Here is an 18,944-nt window from a genome sequence, read left to right on the forward strand (position 1 = left end):
GGGCCTTTTACTGAGCCAGAAGCACTTCCAGTTGCGGCCAGACATTGTCCAGTAGCTGGCCCTGGGCTGCGGTGGTCGGGTGAATGCCATCACCCTGCATCATGCCTTCCTGGTCATAAATGCCCTGCAGAAAGAAGGGAACTAAAGCGATGTTGTGACGGTCAGCCAGATTTGGGTAAATGTTAGCGAATTGAGTGGTATAGCGCGGTCCGTAATTTGGCGGAATTTGAATGCCAATCAACAGTGGCTGGGCGCCAGCGGCGACAGACAGGCTGATCAGCTGATCCAGGTTTTCTTCTATGACCTGGGGAGGGAAACCCCGCAAGCCATCATTGCCGCCAAGCTCAATGACCACAATATCCGGTGTGTGCTGCGATAACAGGGCCGGTAGCCGCCGCAGCCCGCCGTCGGTGGTTTCGCCGCTGATACTGGCGTTCACCACTTGCCACTGCCCAAGCCCCTGGTGATTCAGCCGTTGCTTGAGCAAGGCGACCCAGGCCTGCTCGGTCTGTACGCCGTAAGCGGCACTCAGGCTGTCGCCGAGTACCAGTACTGTGCTCTGGCTGGCCTGGCTCAGGCCAGACACCAGGGTCACGAAAACAAGGACGATCATTCGCAATTGGCAAGTCATTGGTTTCATAACTGAATCTTTTAACCATTCCGGCGCTGTGTCCGGTGTGAGGAGTATGTGTGACAGATTACCAGCCCCATGGTGTTGAGGCACCCCAGACGTCAGAGACCTCCGGTATTTTGTCCGTTAGTGGCCTGACCCACCGGGTCGGCCTGGACGGCGAGTCGATTACGATCCTGAAAGACGTCACCTTCCGGATCGACCGGGGTGAATCCGTAGCCATCGTGGGCCGGTCGGGGTCTGGAAAAACCACCTTGCTGGGGTTGCTGGCGGGGTTGGATACCCCATCGCAGGGTTGTATAGAGCTTGATGGTCAGGCCATCAGCGAACTTGGTGAAGACCAGAGAGCACAGCTGCGGGCCCAGCGGGTTGGGTTTATTTTTCAGTCATTCCAGTTATTGCCGGCGTTGACGGCACTGGAGAACGTCATGCTGCCACTGGAGCTGGCCGGCCAGAAAGGTGCCGGAGACAAAGCCCGTGAGCTGCTTGAGCGGGTAGGGCTCGGACAGCGGTTGCGGCACACACCAAGACAGCTGTCCGGCGGAGAGCAGCAAAGGGTCGCGATTGCCCGGGCTTTTGCCTCTAACCCGTCGGTACTGTTTGCCGATGAGCCTACTGGCAATCTTGACAACCGTACCGGAGAAACCGTGTCGGACCTGTTGATGGCCCTCAACCGGGAGCAGGGTACCACCCTGGTGATGGTAACCCACGATGAGCACCTGGCCAGCCGTTGCCAGCGTCGCCTCGCTATTGAGGCGGGGGTGGTGACTGAGATGGGGGCTGAAAGCTGATGACCGTGACCGGCAAGATGGGCTCTGTCTCGCGGGATATGAGGGAGCGGGACGTACGGGTGGTGATCCTGGCCCTGGTGGTGGCGGTTGCGACGGTCGCGACCATCGGGTTGTTTGCCAGCCTGTTGCAGCGAACCCTGGTGGCCTCTGCCAGCACCTTCCTCGCTGCCGACCGCCAGCTTGAAGCTGAGCATGGACGGCCGATTCCCGCTGAGTGGTGGCAGGCTGCGGAATCCCGCCAGCTCGATACCGCCCGGATGGTTGAATTCTCCACCATGGTCTTTGGCAACGATCGCTTTCAGCTGGTCTCGGTGAAAGCGGTGGATGATGGCTACCCGTTGAGAGGTGACGTGGAAATCCAGCCAGGCCTTGCTGGCGAGCGTGTCACAGTCGGTCATGGCCCCGCACGCGGGGAGGTCTGGCTCAACCCCCGTTTGTTGCGTCTGCTGTCATTGGATCTGGGGGATACGGTCGAGGTGGGCAACCTGACCCTCACCGTCACCAACCTGCTGATTCGCGAGCCTGATGGCGGCTTCAGCATGGCCGCACTGGCTCCCCGGATCATGATGCATGCGGATGATGTACCGGCCACTGGCGTGGTCAGGGAGGGGAGCCGGGTTGAATTTGTCGCGCTGTTTGCCGGGCAGGAGGAGCAGCTTGAGGATTACTATCGCTGGCTTGAGCCCCGCCTGGAGCCGGCCCATGACTGGAAAAGCGTCAAGGATGGCCAGGCGCTTTCACGCTCGCTGGAACGGGCGGAACGGTTCCTAAACCTTGGCGGCAGTTTGGCGGTTTTGCTGGCGGCGGTTGCCGTCGCAGTGGCAAGCCGGGAATACGCGCTGGGGCAGCGAGACACGGTGGCCTTGCTGAAAACCCTGGGTGTGACTGGCCATCGTATCGCTGCAATGTACTTGAAGAAGCTCCTGCTTTGGGGGGTAGCTGGGTGTCTGGCGGGCCTGGTGATCGCCTTGCCTCTGGTCTGGGCACTGGCCCTGGCGCTGGCGGCAATTTTGGAACGACCGGTGGACCTGGTCTTTGACGCCCATGCGCTGGTGCCAGCCTTGCTGACGGTTCTGGTTGCGCTGTTCGGCTTTGCGTATCCGCCGATCCGCCGACTGCGGGGTGTGGCGGCGATGAGGGTTCTGCGAAGTGACCCCGGCGAATCGAGCTGGAAGGCAAGCGGCGATATCGTGATTGCCGGGTTGGCGGTGTTTGGCCTGGTCTGGTTCTACGCCGGAGAGCCGATGATGGTGCTGGGGCTGCTGGGAGGTGCCGTGGTGTTGCTGGCGGTCCTTTCACTGGTTGCCTGGTTGCTGGTGCTGGGTTTGCGCCGTGTGGCCGGCGGTGCCAGTGCATGGCGGCTGGCCTTGGTGGCCCTGTATCGGCACCGACACAGTACCTTGTCTCAGATCTCAGTATTTGCAATGACCATCATGCTGGCGGTCACCCTGGTACTGGTGCGAAGTTCATTGCTGGATGAGTGGCAGGGGCAGTTGCCTGCCGATGCGCCCAATCATTTTCTGATCAACATTGCACCAGGGGATGTGGAGGCGGTCAGCGGATTCTGGCAGGAGCGGGGTTACCCTCTTGAAGACCTGTACCCGATGGTTCGGGGGCGACTGACAGAGCTCAATGGCCAGCCGGTAAAAGAGGCCGTCAGCAAGGATGAGCGGATCAATGCCCTGAATCGGGAACTGAACCTGACCTGGATGCCAGCGATGCCGGAAGACAACCGGCTTGTTGCCGGTCAGTGGTTCGGGCCTGGAGACACGAGGGGGGTGTCGGTTGAGTCCGAGCTGGCAGAGAAACTTGGCCTCAAACTGGGGGATCGCCTGGGTTTCACCATTGGCGCCGATACCCTGACGGAGCCTGTCACCAGCATACGTACGGTGCAATGGGACAGCATGAAACCCAATTTCTACATGGCGTTCCCCCCGGGCAGTGACCTGGAGGCGATGCCTGCCACCTGGATTACCAGCTTTTACCTGCCGGCCAGCGGCAAGAACCAGCTCAATGACTTTGCCGAGCAATTCCCGACCGTCTCGGTTCTTGAAGTGGACCATATCATCGAGCGTATCCGTGACATTGTCAGTCAGGTCACCCAGGCGATTGAAGCGATCCTCGCGCTGATACTGGCGGCGGCCCTGGTGGTGATGGCAGCGGTGGTCAGTGCAACGCTGCGGGACCGTCAGCGGGAAGGGGCGCTTCTTCGAACTCTGGGTGGCGAGCAGCGTTTGTTGGTGCGCAGTACCATGCTGGAGTTTGCGGTTCTGGGTTTTATCGCCGGCATACTGGGGGTTGTGGCAGCAGAGTTCGCGGTGTGGGCTTTGCAGCAAAAACTGTTCGACGGTGGTTTCCGATGGCATTGGAACGTGGTTCTGCCGGTGCCATTGGCGAGTGCGGTATTGTTGGCTCTTTTTGGTCGCTGGCAGCTGGGGCCGGTTTTATCGGTGTCTCCGATGCTGTTGCTGCGTCGCCTGGAGTGAGGCGGCGCTAACGGTAACGGGCAAGGATCTTGTCGAGCTCCCCGGAGGTCTTGAGCTCGGCAAGTGCCTCGTTGAAGCACTCGACAAAGTCGCCCATGTCTTTGCGAACCATAAGGCGCAGGCCGAAATTACTGATGGACCGTTCGGTAGAAGTCAGGTAACCGCCGATCTGCGGGTGATTGCGAATCAGCCATTGGCCGACCAGCCGGTCTGAGATAGCCGCATCAAAGCGCTGGCTGTCCAGCAGATAGCGAAACAGATCCAGGTCGTCTGCAACATCAAAACGTTTCGCCAAACCATTCTCAAACAGTTCATCGAGGTAGGGGTACTGGTAGCCCAGGTGGGTGACGAATACCTTGGCCTTGAGGTCGTCGATGTTGTTGAACACGAACTCACTGGCAACCGGGTGGAAGAAGACTTCTTCCACCGGCACGATGGTGTCGGTGAACAAGAAGTGGTCTGGGTTGTCGGTCCACTCGATGGCGCGGGGGGTGGCATTGATGTAGCCCGACAGGATCATCCCGTCGACTCGCTTGCGGGGGATGCGAGCGGTTTCTACGGGGATTTCCAGTTGACTGGAAATCCGGTTGATCACATCCCAGACAATGCCGGATACCCGGTCGTTATCGACAATCAGGTAGGGCGGGTAACCTCTCGGGGATACATTGAGGCGCAGGGCGTCTACGCCCGCTTCACCGTTTGTGTTGGCGCTCAGCCAGGTTGGCGTCAACAACAGTACTGCAAGCAATAGAAGCGCGGCCAGCGTACGCAGCGTTGACGTTGGCATGGTGACCAGAACCTCTGAGTTTCAACGAGCGGTTCAATGCTCAATCAATTTGGAATTTAGGGAGCCGTGCAGAGACTCATCGAGGCATCCATGCAACAGCTGGAAATGTAATCCGGATTTACTTGTTTTTCAATGTCCTGATGATAGGAAGCTATCAGATGAACTGGCACAAGCGTGGGAATATTCGCTGGGGGGCAGCGGGAAAGAAGGGCGGGCATGGGTGGTTTTACCCATGCCCGAGGGGTCAATGACGGGTCAGGCCCAGGCTTTCTGAAGGACGGCCTTCACATCCTCCAGAGTCGCCTCGCGGGGGTTGAACATGATGGAGCCATCGTCCAGCGCCAGTGCAGCGATGGCGTCGAGCTGGGATTCGTCCACCTGTCCGGTTTCTTTCAGGGTACGGGGCAGCTTGCACTTCTTGTACAGTGCGTCCCGCATCCGGCGAATGGCGGCAATCGCGGCTTCGGCGCGGCGGTTTGCCGGCGTTGCTGCGTAGGCTTCCGGACCGTCGAGGTAAAGCAGCAGCTCACCCAGTGGTTGGCGAATGGTCTCCAGGTTGTACTCCAGCACGTACGGCATGTACAAGCTCATGCACAGTCCATGAGGCAAATGGCAAATGGCGCCTGTCGCGTGGCCCAGTGAGTGAACAAGGCCCACCATGGAGTTGGAAAACGCGATGCCGGCCATGGTGGAGGCCTGGGCAAGTTCCAGGCGGCCATCGGCGTCTTTCGGGTTGTCCATCACCCGCAGCAGGTTATCACTGATCTTTTTAACCGCGGCTGTCGCATAGGCATCGCTCAGCGGATTCTTAGCCATGCAGGTGAAGGCTTCGGTGGCGTGGGTCAGTGCGTCCATGGCGGTTGCCGCGGTAATGTGTGGCGGCAGCGTCAGGGTCATTCGTGGGTCGATAATGGCTGCATTTGGCAGCAGGAATGACGAGGTAAAGGGGAGTTTTACGGACTTTTCGGTATCGGCGATAACCGCGACAGCTGTAACCTCGGAGCCGGTGCCTGCGGTGGTTGGCACCACGAAAAACGGCTTCAGGGGATGCTTGATCACTCCCGCACCGGCGTAGGCTGCGATGTCATCGCCACCCTCGGATACCAGAATGTTGACGGCTTTTGCAGTGTCGATGGCAGACCCACCACCAACGGCGATGATGGAGTCGCACTTTTCCGCGCGATAAATGCCGGCAATGTCACGCACAACCGCTGTGGACGAATCCGGTGGTACATCATCGTAGATGCTGACGATGTCCAGCTCGCTTTCCTCACAGGCGGTCACAACAGGTTCCAGCAGTCCGGCTGCACGTACGCCTTTGTCAGTGATGATCATCGGGCGCTGGGCGCCGAGGCTCGTCAGCTCATAGGGGATGTGCTCAAGCGCGGCTTTGCCCGCAACAACTTTTACCGGACAGAAAAATTCATAGTATTTATTGGTCATTATGCTCTCGCCGTCTCAACGAATTGGGATGCCACTTTCAGGTAGATTCTGGAAGCACTCATGATCTTCTCGGGCAGGTGCAGGTTGCTCGGGTATTCCTTGACCGCCCGCTGGGCGACCAGACGAGGCAGAATAAAAGCCTCAAGCCGGTTCAGTACCCGTGTCATACGAACGGCGTAGCCAATGTCACCATCCACGATCATGCGGTCATTGGCGAAGGCGACCGAGGTTTTTTCCTGGAACGACAACACCAGAAAGGCGTGGGCGATGTGCTTGAACTGGATGGACAGATCCACCGCCCGGGGCGCTGAGCTGCCGTGATAGTGAAAGCGTCCCTGGCCCTTGTGCTCAATGACGAGGCTGGGCCCATTGGGCATTACCATCATTTCAAAAAGGAAACCGTCTGGCAGGGCCTTGGCTTCGTCCTGAACTTTCCCATCTACTTCACTGATTGCCTGCAGGGCGTTCCCCATCACCTGAAACATGAGATTCACGTACAGGCGGCGGGCATGCAACGCCATAGGCTGCATTCGACTGGCTAGCATGGAAATCATCCATTTGTTGTTAGGTTGAATTGATTTTTAGAGTTATTGCTCTAAATGTCAATGAAAGGAGTGACGGCAATCGCGTGTCAGCTGGGCCAGATACCTTGCTATAGCAAATTATTAGTAATGGTAATTGTGTGGAGGGTAAGTTTTGTGGAGGATAGCGGCGGTCTACGACAGTGATAGAGGACAGCTCGTGGTAGGTTCCGCCCATACCCAACCCTTGAAATACCGCCTTCAACCCTGGTCACATACAACGTCTGCGGGCTTTACCGTCCGTGGCCTGCGGAGTGTGCCCAGTGGACGCCCCCTGATCCATTTTATCCATGGCAATGGATACGCGGGCCTGGTTTACGAGCACATGCTGGCGCCTCTTCTGGACCATGCCGACCTGTTCATCAGTGACGTCCAGGGCCACGGCGAAAGTGACCATGGTGGTCGGTTCCAGGGTTGGAACGGCACGGCATCCCTGTGCGAAGAAGCGCTGACGGCCGTTCTGCCTGAGTACCAGCAAGCGTGTCGGGATGCCCAGGGGCAGGCATTGCCGGTACTGGGGTTGGGGCACAGTTTTGGTGGCGTGATGACCGCGTTGATGATGGCCCGATCTCCAGAGCTGTTTTCGCGAGCGGTGCTCCTGGATCCGGTCCTGTTTTCGCCAAACATGCTTCGATTCATGGCCGCCACCAATGTGGTCGGGCTTTGGCGGCGTAACCGAATGGCAACCAGAGCCAGGAAACGTCGCTCCCACTGGCCCGATCTGACGGCGGCACACGCTAATTTCCACGAACGGGGTATTTTCCGGGGCTGGGATGAACGGGCGTTGAAAAGTTACCTGACCCACGGCCTGGAGCCGCAACAACAGGGTGGCGTCGGGCTGAAGTGTCGCCCTGAACGGGAAGCGGAGATCTTTGGCTCCTATCCCCGGCGACTCTGGTCGTCACTACGTGGCGTGCAAACCCCGGTGCACCTGATTTATGGCAACCGTACCTACCCGTTTGTGGGCGAGTCGGCCAAACGCTGGCAGCGGATGGTGAGGCAGGTAACCACAGAAGTGGTTTCCGGCGGGCATTGCTTCATGCTGGAGCACCCCGAAGACACCGCCGAACGCGTGGTTCGGCGGCTGTTCCCCGAATAGACTCCGGCGCGGGTTATCCTTGCGTTAATTTGGCAAGCTTACGGCGCGCTTCCTCACCGACTTGTCCACCCGCCTGGGCGGCTGTCTGGTAGAAGCGAACCGCGTCTTCCTGACGGTTTTCGGCCACGGCTATGTCTCCAAGCCGCAGGAAGCCAATGGCGGTTGGAACAATGCGATTGGCTTCGGTGAGGTCTTCCCGTGCCTGAGGGTACTGGTTTCGGGCAAAGGCATTGAGGCCTCGATACAGGCGGTAGCTGAACATGTCAGGGTACAGCGAGACCGCTTTGTCGAAGGCCCGGGCAGCTTCGGCGGTGTTACCGGCACGTGTCAGCAACTGACCCCGAAGGGCGTGGAACATGGCCTCGTCCGGCTCGATCTCCAACGCTTCATTCACCTTGGCCATGGCGCCGTCAAAGTCTTCCTGGCGAATCAGGGCGGTGGCTTCGTCGTACGCATCGTAGGCCGGTTGCAGCGCATTTAACCGGGCCATTTTCCGCTGGAACTGCTCACGCCCGCGAGTACCGCCGGGGCCAATCTCCCTGGCCATCTCCAGGTTTCGATTCACCCGGGTCTGGGACGGTGGGTGGGTGGCAAACAGACTCGACAGGTAGTTCGCTTCCTGGCCCTGGGACATGTTTACAAACAACTGCTGGAGCTCAACGGCGGCCATGGGATCGTAACCGGCCTTGACCATATACCTGATGCCAAACCGGTCGGACTCCAGTTCGTCGCCCTGACCGTACTGGGCAAGGGCCAGCTGGGAGCCGAGGTTGGCGCTGCCCATGATCACATTGGCCAGCCCGCTGTCGCCCATGGCCATGCCCAGGCCTGCCATGCCGGCATTGAGGATCATCCCGGTTTGCATGCGCTGGACGCTGTGGCGAGCCGCGGCATGGACAATTTCATGACCGAGCACCGAGGCCAGCTGCGCTTCGTCTTCAAGTTGGGTGAGCAGGCCGCGGTTGATGGCGATCTTGCCGGAAGGCAGTGCCCAGGCGTTAGGAACACTGCTGTTCAGGATAACGAATTCATAGGGCAGGTCAGGGCGGTCACTGACCGCCGCCAGTTTATTGCCAACCTCGCTCACGTAGAACGTGAGGTTCGGGTCGAGATAGAACTGCCCACCCTGGGTTTGTTGGGTGGGAATGTATTGCTCGGCCCCCATGGCCATTTCCTGGCTTTCTGAAATCAATGACAGCTGGCTTTCGCCTGTGACCGGATTGACTGCGCAACCTGAAGTGAGGGCAACTGCCATTCCCAGTGCCAGCCAGCGGCGATAACTACGATTTCTCACAACCCGTCTCCCTTACGTGGTCTTGCTGAGTGGTAATGTCCATCACCTGCATCTAAGGTGAAATTGACGGTGTTATACCACACTAGCGGGAAACGGAGTGTGATCCGGATTTCCGCCTGTGGAGGGCCTTCAGCCTTTAAGATATGATGCGCGCCGCCGCGAAAGGTTTCTCCCCACACTCCCGGAAAGGTATTGATGTCCGATTATCTCGAGTTATTGGCTCTGGTCTGGTTTTTCGTGTGTTGGCTGGGATACAGCGAATATTCGCGCCGGCGGGCGAACGACCGCCCCTGTCTCTCCAATACCCTGGACATCTATCGCGGTGACTGGATGCGGGTGATGCTGCAACGGGGCAACCGCATTTCCGACGCCTCGGTGGTTGGCAACCTGGAACGTAACGGTGCCTTCTTCGCGTCCAGCTGCCTGCTGATCCTGGCCGGTATCATCACCGCGCTGGGTTATACTCAGGAAGTGATGGAAGTGTTCAGCACGATGCCCTTCAGCACCATGCCCAGCCGTGAAATATGGGAGCTGCGGATGGTGGTGTTGATGGTGGTGTTCATCTACGCCTTTTTCAAATTTACCTGGTCCATGCGCATGTACAATTTTGTGGCGGTGTTGATTGGCAGCGCCCCAATGCCGGACGACAAACAGATCAGCCCGGCGGCCAGGGAAGCGTTTGCGGTCAATGCAGCCAGCGTCTGTAACATGGCGGGTGACGCCTTCAACCTTGGGCTGCGCTCCTATTACTATGCCCTGGCCGTGGTGGCCTGGTTTATTCACCCGATCACGTTCATGATCGCGTCCACCTGGGTTGTGCTTGTTCTTTACCGGCGGGAGTTTCGCTCGGCGGCGCTGACTGCGCTGCGCCAGGGCAAGGTATTTGAAGAGCCCGGTGGGCGTACCGGGAAGACGGACAAATTCACAGCAAATCTGAAGTAAGGGCTGATTGAATGACGGATACCACACTGATGGACCGGGTGACCCGGTTTATCGACACCCTGCAGCAATCACAGGCATTGGGATTAACGGTGACGGATGCAGCTCACAACCACCTGGTGTTGTGTCTGCCATACAGCAAGCAGATCATTGGTAATCCGGAGACCGGAGTGATTCATGGTGGAGCGATCACCACGTTGATGGACACTGCGTCAGGGTCGGTAATGATCTGTGCACTGCCAGAGTTTGAGCTATGTCCCACCCTGGATCTCCGGGTGGACTACATGCGCGCCGCTGAACCCCACAAACCGGTGTATGCCCGGGCTGAGGCGTATCGGGTAACCCGGAATATCATCTTTACCCGATGTGAGGCGTATCAGGAGCCAGGTAAGGCGGTGGCTCAATGTGTTGGCACCTTTATGCGCATTGGTAAAGAGGCAACCCCAAAATCCTATCGTGACCTGATTACCGGAGATGCACATGACAACGGCTGAAGTACTCCGCTACACCCAGGAAACGGGTGACTTTTCCCGGATGCTCAATGACATTCCCTACGCCACGTTTATCGGGCTTGAGTGCGAGCGCTTTGGTGACGACCTGATTTTCCGCCTGCCGCGTAAGGCCTCCAATATCGGGAACCCGATCCTGCCGGCCATCCATGGTGGGGTGATTGGCGGGTTTATGGAGCTGTCAGCGGCCATCTACCTGATGATGTCCCAGGAAGTGCTGCGGATGCCGCTTATTGTGGATTTCTCACTGGACTATCTGCGAGCTGGCCTCGACCGGGAAACCTTTGCCGAATGCAGGCTCACCCGTCAGGGTAACCGGGTGGCCAACGTGATGATCACCGCCTGGCAAAAGTCCCGCAACGAGCCGATTGCCACCGCCCGAGCGCATTTCCTGCTGGAAGACTGACACGTCCATTTTGCCAGCCAGGGGCCTTGAAATGCCTGAGTGAGGCCCCACTTCTGAGTGCATGACCAAATTTAGCCGGCCAGTCCTTAAGCTGACCGGCGTAATGTGTTCCATTGCAGTCAGGAGAATTCCAAGCCATGACGGTTGAATCACAGAAAGAAACCCTGGGCTTTCAGACCGAAGTGAAGCAGCTGCTTCACCTGATGATCCACTCCCTCTATTCCAACAAGGAAATCTTCCTCCGGGAGCTGATCTCCAACGCGTCTGACGCTGAAGATAAACTGCGCTTTGCCGCCCTCAAGGACGATAGCCTGTATGAGGGTGTGTCCGACCTGAACATCCGCATCGACTTTGATGAGGAAGCCAACACCGTCACCATCACCGATAACGGTATTGGGATGAACCGTGACGATGTCATCAATAACCTGGGCACGATTGCCAAGTCCGGAACCGCGGAATTTCTTAAGCAACTATCTGGCGACGAAAAGAAAGACAGCAAGCTGATCGGCCAGTTTGGTGTTGGCTTCTACTCCGCCTTTATTGTGGCGGACCGGGTGGAAGTCTTTACCCGTAAGGCAGGTGCGTCTGCCGAGGACGGTATCCGCTGGGAGTCCAAGGGCGACGGTGAGTTCAGTATTGAGCCGGTTACCCGTGAAGCCCGTGGTACCCAGATTGTCCTGCACCTGAAGGCGGATGAAAAAGAATTCGCCAACGGCTGGCGCTTGCGCTCCCTGGTCAAGAAATACTCTGACCACATTTCGTTCCCGGTGGTGATGAAAGCCGAAGGCGGGGAAGATGGTGAGGAAGCGAAAGACGAAACCGTGAATGACGCGACCGCGTTGTGGACTCTGCCTCGTAACGAAGTGAAGGACGAGGAATACAAAGAGTTCTACAAGCACATTGCCCACGACTTTGAAGACCCCCTGAGCTGGTCCCACAACAAGGTGGAAGGCAAGCTGGATTACACCAGCCTGCTGTACCTGCCAGCACGGGCGCCTTTTGACCTGTACAACCGGGAAGCCCCGCGGGGCCTGAAACTGTACGTGCAACGCGTGTTCATCATGGACGATGCCGAACAGTTCCTGCCGCTGTACCTGCGCTTCACCAAGGGTGTGATCGATTCTAATGACCTGTCCCTGAACGTCTCCCGTGAGATCCTTCAGAACGACAGCACCGTTGAGAGCATCAAGTCGGCACTCACCAAGCGGGTACTGGACATGATGTCCAAGCTGGCGAAGAAAGACCCGGAGCAATACCAGAAATTCTGGGACGAGTTTGGCCAGGTTCTGAAGGAAGGTCCGGCAGAAGACTTCGGTAACCGTGAAAAGGTCGCCGGCCTGTTGCGCTTTGCCTCCACCCACACCGGAGAGGCCACCCAGAACGTTTCCCTGGACGACTACATTGGCCGCATGAAAGACGGCCAGAAAAAGATCTACTACATCACTGCTGACAGCTTTGTGGCCGCCAAGAGCAGCCCGCACCTGGAAGTGTTCCGCAAGAAAGGTATCGAGGTACTGATTCTGTGTGACCGCATCGACGAGTGGATGATGGGTTACCTCAACGAGTACGACAGCAAGCAGTTCCAGGATGTCGCTCGTGGTGAGCTGGATCTCGGCGATACCGAGACCGAAGAAGACAAGAAGCAGCAGGAAGAAGCCACCAAGACCCACAAGGAACTGCTGGAGCGCATCCAGAAGGCCCTTGAAGGGCGGGTTCAGGAAGTCCGGGTGACCAACCGCCTGACCGACTCTCCGGCCTGTCTGGTGGTGGGTGATCACGATATGGGCGCCCAGATGAAAAAAATCATGGAAGCGGCCGGTCAGACCGTGCCTGACAGTAAGCCGATCTTTGAGATCAACGTAGAGCATCCGCTGGTTCAGCGCCTCGAAACCGAGCAGGGCGAGGAGCGCTTTGGTGAACTGTCTGCGGTGCTGTTCGACCAGGCCACCCTGGCCAGCGGTGAACAGCTGCAGGACCCGGGTGCTTACGTTGCCCGCCTGAACCGTCTGTTGCTGGAACTGTCTCACTGATCCGGACCCGGCTCAGGCGACACTATGCAGCACATCATCGTGGACATCTCGATCACCCCTGAGGAGTGGGTAAAGCTCTATCAGGGGGTCGCACGGGATGTCCATGCCCGGGCCAGGGACGGACGCAGTGTCCGTTTCCCGGCCCGAATACTTTCTCCCTTCTTTCTCCGTGACGGTATTCACGGTGCCTTTCGTATTTCCTTCGATGCCAACGGCAAGTTCCAGACGGTAGACCGTCTGTAAGTTCCATTTCGCTTACGCCTTCGATAACCAAAAGCTTTTAAGGCGGTTTTTTTAATTAATTGTATCTCTCGTTCCGGGGGTTGCTATCGTAGTCCTGTACCGAATGAAACACAGGAGACGCACCATGCCCCTTAGGGAATCTGGCTCGTGGAACTCCAGATTCGGTGTTGTCGAGCTTCTGGCGGAGTATTGGGCAGACTATGCCGTCACCCATTAACTCTGAGCTTTGAAAGTCTTGGCACCCGTTCCAGGAAAGGAAAGTGCACGATAGCGAACAGCTATCTGGTTGGTAGGAATTCTTCAAGCAGCGATTTGCCGGTCACCTATAGTTAGTGATGCTCCGGTCTCAAAGTCGCTGACCCGTCAGGTACGAGTGACCTCATAGAAAACAGGGAGAAAGGCAATGACTCAGAATAATCAATCCGGCGGTAAATGCCCGGTCATGCACGGCGCCAATACCTCCGTTGGCTCGACCGCCATGAAGTGGTGGCCCGAAGCGCTGAACCTGGACATCCTCCATCAACACGACACCAAATCGAACCCACTGGGCAGCGACTTTGATTACCGGGACGCGCTCAAAGGGTTGGATGTGGCTGCGCTCAAGAAAGACCTGACCGACCTGATGACCGACAGCCAGGACTGGTGGCCGGCGGATTGGGGCCACTATGGCGGCCTTATGATCCGTATGGCCTGGCATGCGGCCGGTTCCTACCGGGTCGCCGATGGCCGGGGCGGTGCGGGCACCGGCAACCAACGCTTTGCCCCACTGAACTCCTGGCCGGACAACGGCAACCTCGACAAGGCCCGCCGGTTGTTGTGGCCCATCAAGAGAAAATACGGCAACGCGATCAGCTGGGCTGACCTGATCATTCTGGCCGGGAATGTGGCCTATGAATCCATGGGCTTCAAAACCTTCGGATTTGGGTTTGGCCGTGAAGATATCTGGGCCCCGGAAATCGATACCTACTGGGGAGCCGAGGAAGAGTGGCTGGCACCGACCGAGAACCCGAACAGCCGTTACTCTGGCGAACGCGATCTGGAGAACCCGCTGGCGGCGGTCATGATGGGGCTCATCTACGTGAACCCGGAAGGGGTGGATGGTAACCCTGACCCATTGAAGACCGCCAAGGACGTCCGTGAGACCTTCGCACGAATGGCCATGAACGATGAGGAAACCGTGGCCCTGACGGCTGGCGGCCATACCGTTGGTAAGGGCCACGGCAATGGCGATGCCGCCAACCTTGGTCGCGAACCGGAAGCCGCCGGTATCGAGGAGCAGGGCCTGGGATGGAACAACCACAAGTCCCGGGGTGTGGGTCGCGATGCGGTGACCAGTGGTATAGAAGGGGCGTGGACCACCCACCCAACCCGGTGGGACAACGGCTATTTTGAAATGCTTCTCGGCCACGAGTGGGAGCTTACCAAGAGCCCGGCCGGGGCGTGGCAATGGAAGCCGAAGGATATCCGGGAAGAGGATATGCCGGTGGACGTGGAAGACCCGTCGATTCATTGCATGCCCATGATGACCGATGCCGACATGGCGATGCGGGAAGATCCGGAGTATCGCAAGATCTCCGAGAAGTTCCGTGCTGATCCGGCCTATTTCGATGAAGTATTTGCCCGGGCGTGGTTCAAGCTGACCCACCGGGATATGGGACCCAAAGTTCGTTATGTGGGACCCGAAGTGCCGGCCGAGGAGTTGATCTGGCAAGACCCGGTACCTGCCGGTAATGGCAATTATGACGTCGCCGCAGTGAAAGCCAGCATTGCCGACAGTGGCCTGAGTGTTGGTGAACTGGTTGCAACGGCTTGGGACAGTGCCCGTACCTTCCGCGGTTCCGACATGCGCGGTGGGGCAAACGGTGCCCGGATCAGGCTGGCTCCGCAAAAGGACTGGGCTGGCAACGAGCCCCAGCGCCTGGCCAAAGTGCTGAGTGTGCTGGAAAGCATCGCCGCTGACACCGGTGCCAGCATCGCGGATGTGATTGTGCTGGCTGGTAATGTGGGTATCGAGCAGGCCGCCAAGGCCGCCGGTGTCAACGTCACCGTACCGTTCGCTCCGGGACGGGGTGATGCCACAGACGCGCAGACCGATGCGGCCTCCTTCGAGCCCCTGGAGCCTGTGCACGATGCCTTCCGTAACTGGCTGAAGCAGGACTACTCGGCGTCACCGGAGAAGCTGATGCTGGATCGGGCCCAGCTGATGGGGCTGACGGCGCCGGAAATGACGGTGTTGCTTGGCGGGATGCGGGTATTGGGGACCAACCATGGCGGTACTGGCGACGGGGTGTTTACTGACCGGGTCGGCCAGTTGACCAACGATTTCTTCGTCAACCTGACGGACATGGGGAACCGTTGGGAACCGAAAGGGAACAACCGCTATGACATTGTTGATCGCGCGAACGGTTCCGTGAAGTGGACCGCCACCCGGGTCGATCTGGTGTTCGGCTCCAATTCTATCCTGCGCGCTTACGCGGAAGTGTACGCCCAGGATGATAACCAGACCCGGTTCATCAACGACTTTGTCGCCGCTTGGGCCAAGGTCATGAACGCGGATCGATTCGATCTTGCCTAACCACTGAAGAATCACGGGCCCCTTTTTTGGGGCCCGGCTACCAAACGCCCGCCAAATTCCTTACAATCCCGCCCCGATTGTTTTTTGATCAACTCTTCGCTGCCATACATCTCCGGAGCCTCAATGCGAATTATCCTTGCCCCGATGGAAGGGCTGGTTGATGCACCCATCCGTGAAATCCTCACGGCGGTTGGTGGCATCGACCGCAGTGTGACTGAATTCATCCGGGTCACCCATGGCATGCTGCCTCCTCGTATCTTCTACAAGTACGCGCCGGAGCTTCACAACGGCTCGTTGACCCGGGTTGGCGTGCCTGTGGCGGTGCAGTTGTTGGGGTCGGATCCGGAAATGATGGCGCGGCACGGGGTCAGGGCAGCGGAACTGGGGGCATCTCAGGTTGATATCAATTTTGGCTGTCCGGCCAAGACCGTGAACCGTCACAAGGGCGGCTGCGTGCTGATGCGAGAGCCGGAACAAATGCAACGGATCACCGAAGCCGTTTGTCAGGCCGTGCCGTCAGCCGTACCCGTGACGGCGAAGATGAGACTGGGGTATGACGACCGCTCCATGGCAGTCGCCTGTGGACAGGCGCTGGAAGCGGCGGGCGCTGATGAAATCGTCATCCATGCGCGAAGCAAGGTGGATGGCTATAAGCCACCGGCGTATTGGGAGGAAATTGCCCGGGTGCGGAACGCGGTTCGAACCCAGGTTATTGCCAATGGTGAGGTCTGGACTGTTGAGGACTACTGGCGCTGCCGAGAGGTGAGTGGCTGCGACGATGTGATGATCGGGCGGGGCCTGGTGACCCGGCCTGACCTGGCTCGACTGATCAAGGCCAGCCAGGCAGGGGAAGAAGGTGAGCCACTGAGCTGGGCTGGCGTGGTGGAGCAGGTGGTTGCTTACGGTGCGGAGCTGGAGCAACGCCTGGAAGACCGTTACGTGACCGGTCGCCTCAAGCAATGGCTGAACTACCTGCGACGGGGTTACCCTGAAGCAGAGGCGGTTTGGTCAAAGGCCCGAAAGATTCGAGAAGCGGCGCCGCTGTATCAGTGCCTGAATGACTCCGCGCGGTACTTCCAGGCCGCCTGAGCGGCGCGTTCCTCAGACCATCGCATCGCTCTCCATATCCGGCGTGTAGGCGCCCAGTGTCGCCAACCCGTTCATCTTGGCCCGGTGGTACAGGGCCGACTGCGCCGCTGCCACCCGGTCCGCCTGCCCCATCCAGGCTTTGAGGGCGGGTTCCTGCAACGCTCGTCCGTAGGAGAAGCTAAGGTTCCAGGGGCGTTTCACCATACAGTTAATGGCGTTGAGGTTTTCGGTCGCCTCTACCGGGGTTTGCCCGCCTGACAGGAAATTGATGCCCGGGACGGCCGCCGGTACTACCCGCTGGAATACCTTCAGTGTCCACTCGGCAACCTGTTCCGGCGTTGCCTGGCCCGGATGGGCCTTGCCCGGCGTGATCATGCTGGGCTTCAGCAGCATGGCCTCGAGTATTACCCGGTGCTGGTGAAGGGCATGGAAAACCTCATGCAAGACCTGCTCTGACACCTCGGCGCAGCGCTCTATGGGGTGGTCGCCATCAATCAGCACTTCTGGCTCGACAATGGGCACCACACCTTTCGACTGACAAATCGCGGCATAGCTGGCCAGCACGTTGGCGTTCTGGGCAACGGCCAGTCGGCCAGGGTTGTGGTGGTCGATGTGGTAGACACAGCGCCATTTCGCGAACCGTGCGCCCAGGGCAATGTAGGCGTCCAGACGTTCCTCCAGGCCATCCAGGCCCCGTGTGATTTCGTCCCCCGGCGCGTTGGCCAGAGGGACTTTGCCCTTATCGACCTTTATACCGGGCACAATGCCTTGACGCATGGCGACCTGGGGCAGGGGAACACCGTCACTGCCCACTTGTGTCAGGGTTTCCTCAAACAGGATGACACCGTTGACGAACTTTCCGAGATCCGGCGTTTCCAGTACCAGGCTACGGTAACGACGTCGGTTCTCCTCCGTTGACTCGGTATTGATGGCGGCAAATCGTTTGGCGATGGTCGGGCTGCTTTCATCCGCGGCAAGGATGCCTTTACCGCCTTGCACCAAGGCGTCGATGGTGTCCCTGAGTTGTTCCTTTATGCTCATAGCGTCCTCCGTTGTCGGGCGGTTCCATGGCAAAAGTATAGACGTGACCAGGGGTGGAGGCGGCTTATAACCCGGAACTCAGTCGGAACCCACAAACTGCACGATGGCAGACTTGTGTTCCTGGTCCTTCAACCAGGTTTTGAAGGTGACGGCCTTTTCGGCGGCTTCCGCTCCCACCACGTTCTTCAGTCGTTCAACCTTCAGCGCTTCCATCTTCTGATCCCTGACTTTACGTTGCCACTGGTCGGTAAATACCTTGGGCAGCTTATGGGCAAGCTCAAGGGACTTGAGGAGGGTCCATTCACTGCCGTCCAGCCAGGCTTCGTCGCAGGAACCGCACAGGTCAATCCGATTGCGGTGGGCGCTGGAAATCGTGTACTTGGTCATCAGCTTGGCGCATTTGGGGCAGGATAGCGCGGTGGCCGTGTCCGGTTCTACGGTGATTTCTTCTGCAGCAGCCTCTGTTGCAGCAATCTGCTCATCCGGTTCGGTGGGAATGGTGCGCTCGGCCCAGTCACGATAATAGAGCAGGGACACCGAGGCGCCGTCACACTCTGTGCAGCCCATCACCGGAAGGCTGTCATCCAGCTTGGTTGGTTTGAGATCCGTGGACTTGCACTTAGGACACTTCATAACACTTTCTCCATGAACGGAATGGGCCGGGTTGGGTTGTGCAGCAGGGGATCAGAAGTCCAGATCGACTCCGCCCCCTTTGCCCGATAACAGCCTGCCGAGTAGCCGGCCAAACCATAGCAAAAGCTCTACCGGCAGTTCGACAAGAATTTCAAGAATATCCCAGAACGGGTTGTCCTGGTGCCTCTGGCCCCGCTTTTTGCTGGGCCAGAGGAGGTAAGCCAGGACAAAGCCAGCGGCGCCGATACCGAACAATACCCAGTCTGATGGCGAGGCCAACACGCCATCGACCACCAGGTAAGTGCTCGCGATAAACAGGCTAACGCCGCAAACCGCTCTGAAGATATCCATGGCTCGTTCTCTTTGG

At 58.4% G+C, this 18,944-nt stretch carries 18 protein-coding genes; 10 read left to right on the forward strand and 8 right to left on the reverse strand.

The genetic code is table 11. The features are described from left to right. Window positions 1-7 precede the first annotated feature (7 nt). Entirely contained in the window at window positions 8-631 is a 624-nt protein-coding gene (locus tag BMZ67_RS08435; RefSeq protein ID WP_425434237.1) for an arylesterase, read from the reverse strand. Window positions 632-690: 59 nt separating this feature from the next. Between BMZ67_RS08435 and BMZ67_RS08440 the strand changes: the two genes are divergently transcribed. Both BMZ67_RS08440 and BMZ67_RS08445 read left to right on the forward strand, forming a co-directional pair. Further along, entirely contained in the window at window positions 691-1,422 is a 732-nt protein-coding gene (locus tag BMZ67_RS08440) for an ABC transporter ATP-binding protein (RefSeq protein WP_425434231.1), read from the forward strand. Beyond that, window positions 1,422-3,908 (forward strand): ABC transporter permease, encoded by a 2,487-nt coding sequence (locus BMZ67_RS08445; RefSeq protein ID WP_092021585.1) that lies wholly within the window; start codon window positions 1,422-1,424, stop codon window positions 3,906-3,908. The genes BMZ67_RS08440 and BMZ67_RS08445 overlap by 1 nt, the downstream gene beginning before the upstream one ends. Before the next feature lie 7 nt (window positions 3,909-3,915). On the opposite strand, the gene BMZ67_RS08450 is transcribed toward BMZ67_RS08445, so the two are convergent. From BMZ67_RS08450 to BMZ67_RS08460, 3 genes are all read right to left on the reverse strand, one after another. Then, window positions 3,916-4,695 carry a substrate-binding periplasmic protein gene (locus tag BMZ67_RS08450; protein WP_092021587.1) on the reverse strand — a complete coding sequence of 260 codons (780 nt, stop codon included), beginning with the start codon at window positions 4,693-4,695 and terminating at the stop codon, window positions 3,916-3,918. Window positions 4,696-4,950: 255 nt separating this feature from the next. After that, window positions 4,951-6,138, reverse strand: a complete 1,188-nt coding sequence (locus BMZ67_RS08455; protein ID WP_092021589.1) for an iron-containing alcohol dehydrogenase — start codon at window positions 6,136-6,138, stop codon at window positions 4,951-4,953. Next, on the reverse strand, window positions 6,138-6,683 hold the full coding sequence (locus tag BMZ67_RS08460; protein WP_092021591.1) for a hypothetical protein: 546 nt from the start codon (window positions 6,681-6,683) through the stop codon (window positions 6,138-6,140). The genes BMZ67_RS08455 and BMZ67_RS08460 overlap by 1 nt, the downstream gene beginning before the upstream one ends. Before the next feature lie 196 nt (window positions 6,684-6,879). On the opposite strand from BMZ67_RS08460, the gene BMZ67_RS08465 reads away from it, so the two are divergent. Continuing rightward, the gene (locus tag BMZ67_RS08465; protein WP_245749914.1) at window positions 6,880-7,818 is read left to right on the forward strand and encodes an alpha/beta fold hydrolase; all 939 of its coding nucleotides are present in this window, start codon (window positions 6,880-6,882) and stop codon (window positions 7,816-7,818) included. Between the two features lie 13 nt (window positions 7,819-7,831). Here the strand turns inward: BMZ67_RS08465 and BMZ67_RS08470 are convergent, their stop codons facing one another. Next, window positions 7,832-9,073 carry a M48 family metalloprotease gene (locus BMZ67_RS08470; protein WP_092021593.1) on the reverse strand — a complete coding sequence of 414 codons (1,242 nt, stop codon included), beginning with the start codon at window positions 9,071-9,073 and terminating at the stop codon, window positions 7,832-7,834. Window positions 9,074-9,307: 234 nt separating this feature from the next. Here BMZ67_RS08470 and BMZ67_RS08475 point away from each other — a divergent pair, with 234 nt between their 5' ends. From BMZ67_RS08475 to BMZ67_RS08505, 7 genes are all read left to right on the forward strand, one after another. Then, on the forward strand, window positions 9,308-10,054 hold the full coding sequence (locus BMZ67_RS08475; RefSeq protein ID WP_092021595.1) for a DUF599 domain-containing protein: 747 nt from the start codon (window positions 9,308-9,310) through the stop codon (window positions 10,052-10,054). A gap of 11 nt (window positions 10,055-10,065) precedes the next feature. Next, window positions 10,066-10,545 (forward strand): PaaI family thioesterase, encoded by a 480-nt coding sequence (locus tag BMZ67_RS08480; RefSeq protein ID WP_092021597.1) that lies wholly within the window; start codon window positions 10,066-10,068, stop codon window positions 10,543-10,545. After that, window positions 10,532-10,966: a PaaI family thioesterase gene (locus BMZ67_RS08485; RefSeq protein ID WP_092021599.1), complete on the forward strand. Its 435-nt coding sequence runs from the start codon at window positions 10,532-10,534 to the stop codon at window positions 10,964-10,966. Before BMZ67_RS08480 ends, BMZ67_RS08485 begins: the two co-directional genes overlap by 14 nt. Before the next feature lie 137 nt (window positions 10,967-11,103). After that, complete coding sequence (gene htpG, locus BMZ67_RS08490) at window positions 11,104-12,996, forward strand: molecular chaperone HtpG (protein ID WP_092021601.1); 1,893 nt, start codon at window positions 11,104-11,106, stop codon at window positions 12,994-12,996. A gap of 24 nt (window positions 12,997-13,020) precedes the next feature. Then, on the forward strand, window positions 13,021-13,239 hold the full coding sequence (locus tag BMZ67_RS08495) for a DUF2835 domain-containing protein (RefSeq protein ID WP_092021603.1): 219 nt from the start codon (window positions 13,021-13,023) through the stop codon (window positions 13,237-13,239). A 403-nt stretch (window positions 13,240-13,642) separates the two neighbouring features. Next, window positions 13,643-15,814, forward strand: a complete 2,172-nt coding sequence (gene katG / locus BMZ67_RS08500; protein WP_092021605.1) for a catalase/peroxidase HPI — start codon at window positions 13,643-13,645, stop codon at window positions 15,812-15,814. A gap of 123 nt (window positions 15,815-15,937) precedes the next feature. Next, window positions 15,938-16,903 (forward strand): tRNA dihydrouridine synthase, encoded by a 966-nt coding sequence (locus BMZ67_RS08505; protein WP_092021607.1) that lies wholly within the window; start codon window positions 15,938-15,940, stop codon window positions 16,901-16,903. Window positions 16,904-16,915: 12 nt separating this feature from the next. Here BMZ67_RS08505 and BMZ67_RS08510 read toward each other — a convergent pair whose 3' ends face one another. From BMZ67_RS08510 to BMZ67_RS08520, 3 genes are all read right to left on the reverse strand, one after another. Beyond that, window positions 16,916-17,944, reverse strand: a complete 1,029-nt coding sequence (locus tag BMZ67_RS08510; protein WP_092021608.1) for a class I fructose-bisphosphate aldolase — start codon at window positions 17,942-17,944, stop codon at window positions 16,916-16,918. Window positions 17,945-18,022: 78 nt separating this feature from the next. Further along, window positions 18,023-18,577 carry a TFIIB-type zinc ribbon-containing protein gene (locus BMZ67_RS08515; RefSeq protein WP_092021610.1) on the reverse strand — a complete coding sequence of 185 codons (555 nt, stop codon included), beginning with the start codon at window positions 18,575-18,577 and terminating at the stop codon, window positions 18,023-18,025. A 51-nt stretch (window positions 18,578-18,628) separates the two neighbouring features. Then, a complete protein-coding gene (locus BMZ67_RS08520; protein WP_092021612.1) occupies window positions 18,629-18,928 on the reverse strand; it encodes a hypothetical protein in 300 nt (99 codons plus the stop codon). Between the last annotated feature and the right edge of the window lie 16 nt (window positions 18,929-18,944).

This window comes from Marinobacter zhejiangensis (assembly GCF_900114775.1).
GTDB lineage: Bacteria > Pseudomonadota > Gammaproteobacteria > Pseudomonadales > Oleiphilaceae > Marinobacter > Marinobacter zhejiangensis.

Coding starts and splice junctions, on each gene's coding strand:
- BMZ67_RS08435 (WP_425434237.1), bottom strand. CDS start 631: ATGACTTGCCAATTGCGAATGATCGTCCTTGTTTTCGTGACCCTGGTG.
- BMZ67_RS08445 (WP_092021585.1), top strand. CDS start 1,422: ATGACCGTGACCGGCAAGATGGGCTCTGTCTCGCGGGATATGAGGGAG.
- BMZ67_RS08450 (WP_092021587.1), bottom strand. CDS start 4,695: ATGCCAACGTCAACGCTGCGTACGCTGGCCGCGCTTCTATTGCTTGCA.
- BMZ67_RS08455 (WP_092021589.1), bottom strand. CDS start 6,138: ATGACCAATAAATACTATGAATTTTTCTGTCCGGTAAAAGTTGTTGCG.
- BMZ67_RS08460 (WP_092021591.1), bottom strand. CDS start 6,683: ATGCTAGCCAGTCGAATGCAGCCTATGGCGTTGCATGCCCGCCGCCTG.
- BMZ67_RS08470 (WP_092021593.1), bottom strand. CDS start 9,073: ATGGCAGTTGCCCTCACTTCAGGTTGCGCAGTCAATCCGGTCACAGGC.
- BMZ67_RS08475 (WP_092021595.1), top strand. CDS start 9,308: ATGTCCGATTATCTCGAGTTATTGGCTCTGGTCTGGTTTTTCGTGTGT.
- BMZ67_RS08480 (WP_092021597.1), top strand. CDS start 10,066: ATGACGGATACCACACTGATGGACCGGGTGACCCGGTTTATCGACACC.
- BMZ67_RS08485 (WP_092021599.1), top strand. CDS start 10,532: ATGACAACGGCTGAAGTACTCCGCTACACCCAGGAAACGGGTGACTTT.
- htpG (WP_092021601.1), top strand. CDS start 11,104: ATGACGGTTGAATCACAGAAAGAAACCCTGGGCTTTCAGACCGAAGTG.
- BMZ67_RS08495 (WP_092021603.1), top strand. CDS start 13,021: ATGCAGCACATCATCGTGGACATCTCGATCACCCCTGAGGAGTGGGTA.
- katG (WP_092021605.1), top strand. CDS start 13,643: ATGACTCAGAATAATCAATCCGGCGGTAAATGCCCGGTCATGCACGGC.
- BMZ67_RS08505 (WP_092021607.1), top strand. CDS start 15,938: ATGCGAATTATCCTTGCCCCGATGGAAGGGCTGGTTGATGCACCCATC.
- BMZ67_RS08510 (WP_092021608.1), bottom strand. CDS start 17,944: ATGAGCATAAAGGAACAACTCAGGGACACCATCGACGCCTTGGTGCAA.
- BMZ67_RS08515 (WP_092021610.1), bottom strand. CDS start 18,577: ATGAAGTGTCCTAAGTGCAAGTCCACGGATCTCAAACCAACCAAGCTG.
- BMZ67_RS08520 (WP_092021612.1), bottom strand. CDS start 18,928: ATGGATATCTTCAGAGCGGTTTGCGGCGTTAGCCTGTTTATCGCGAGC.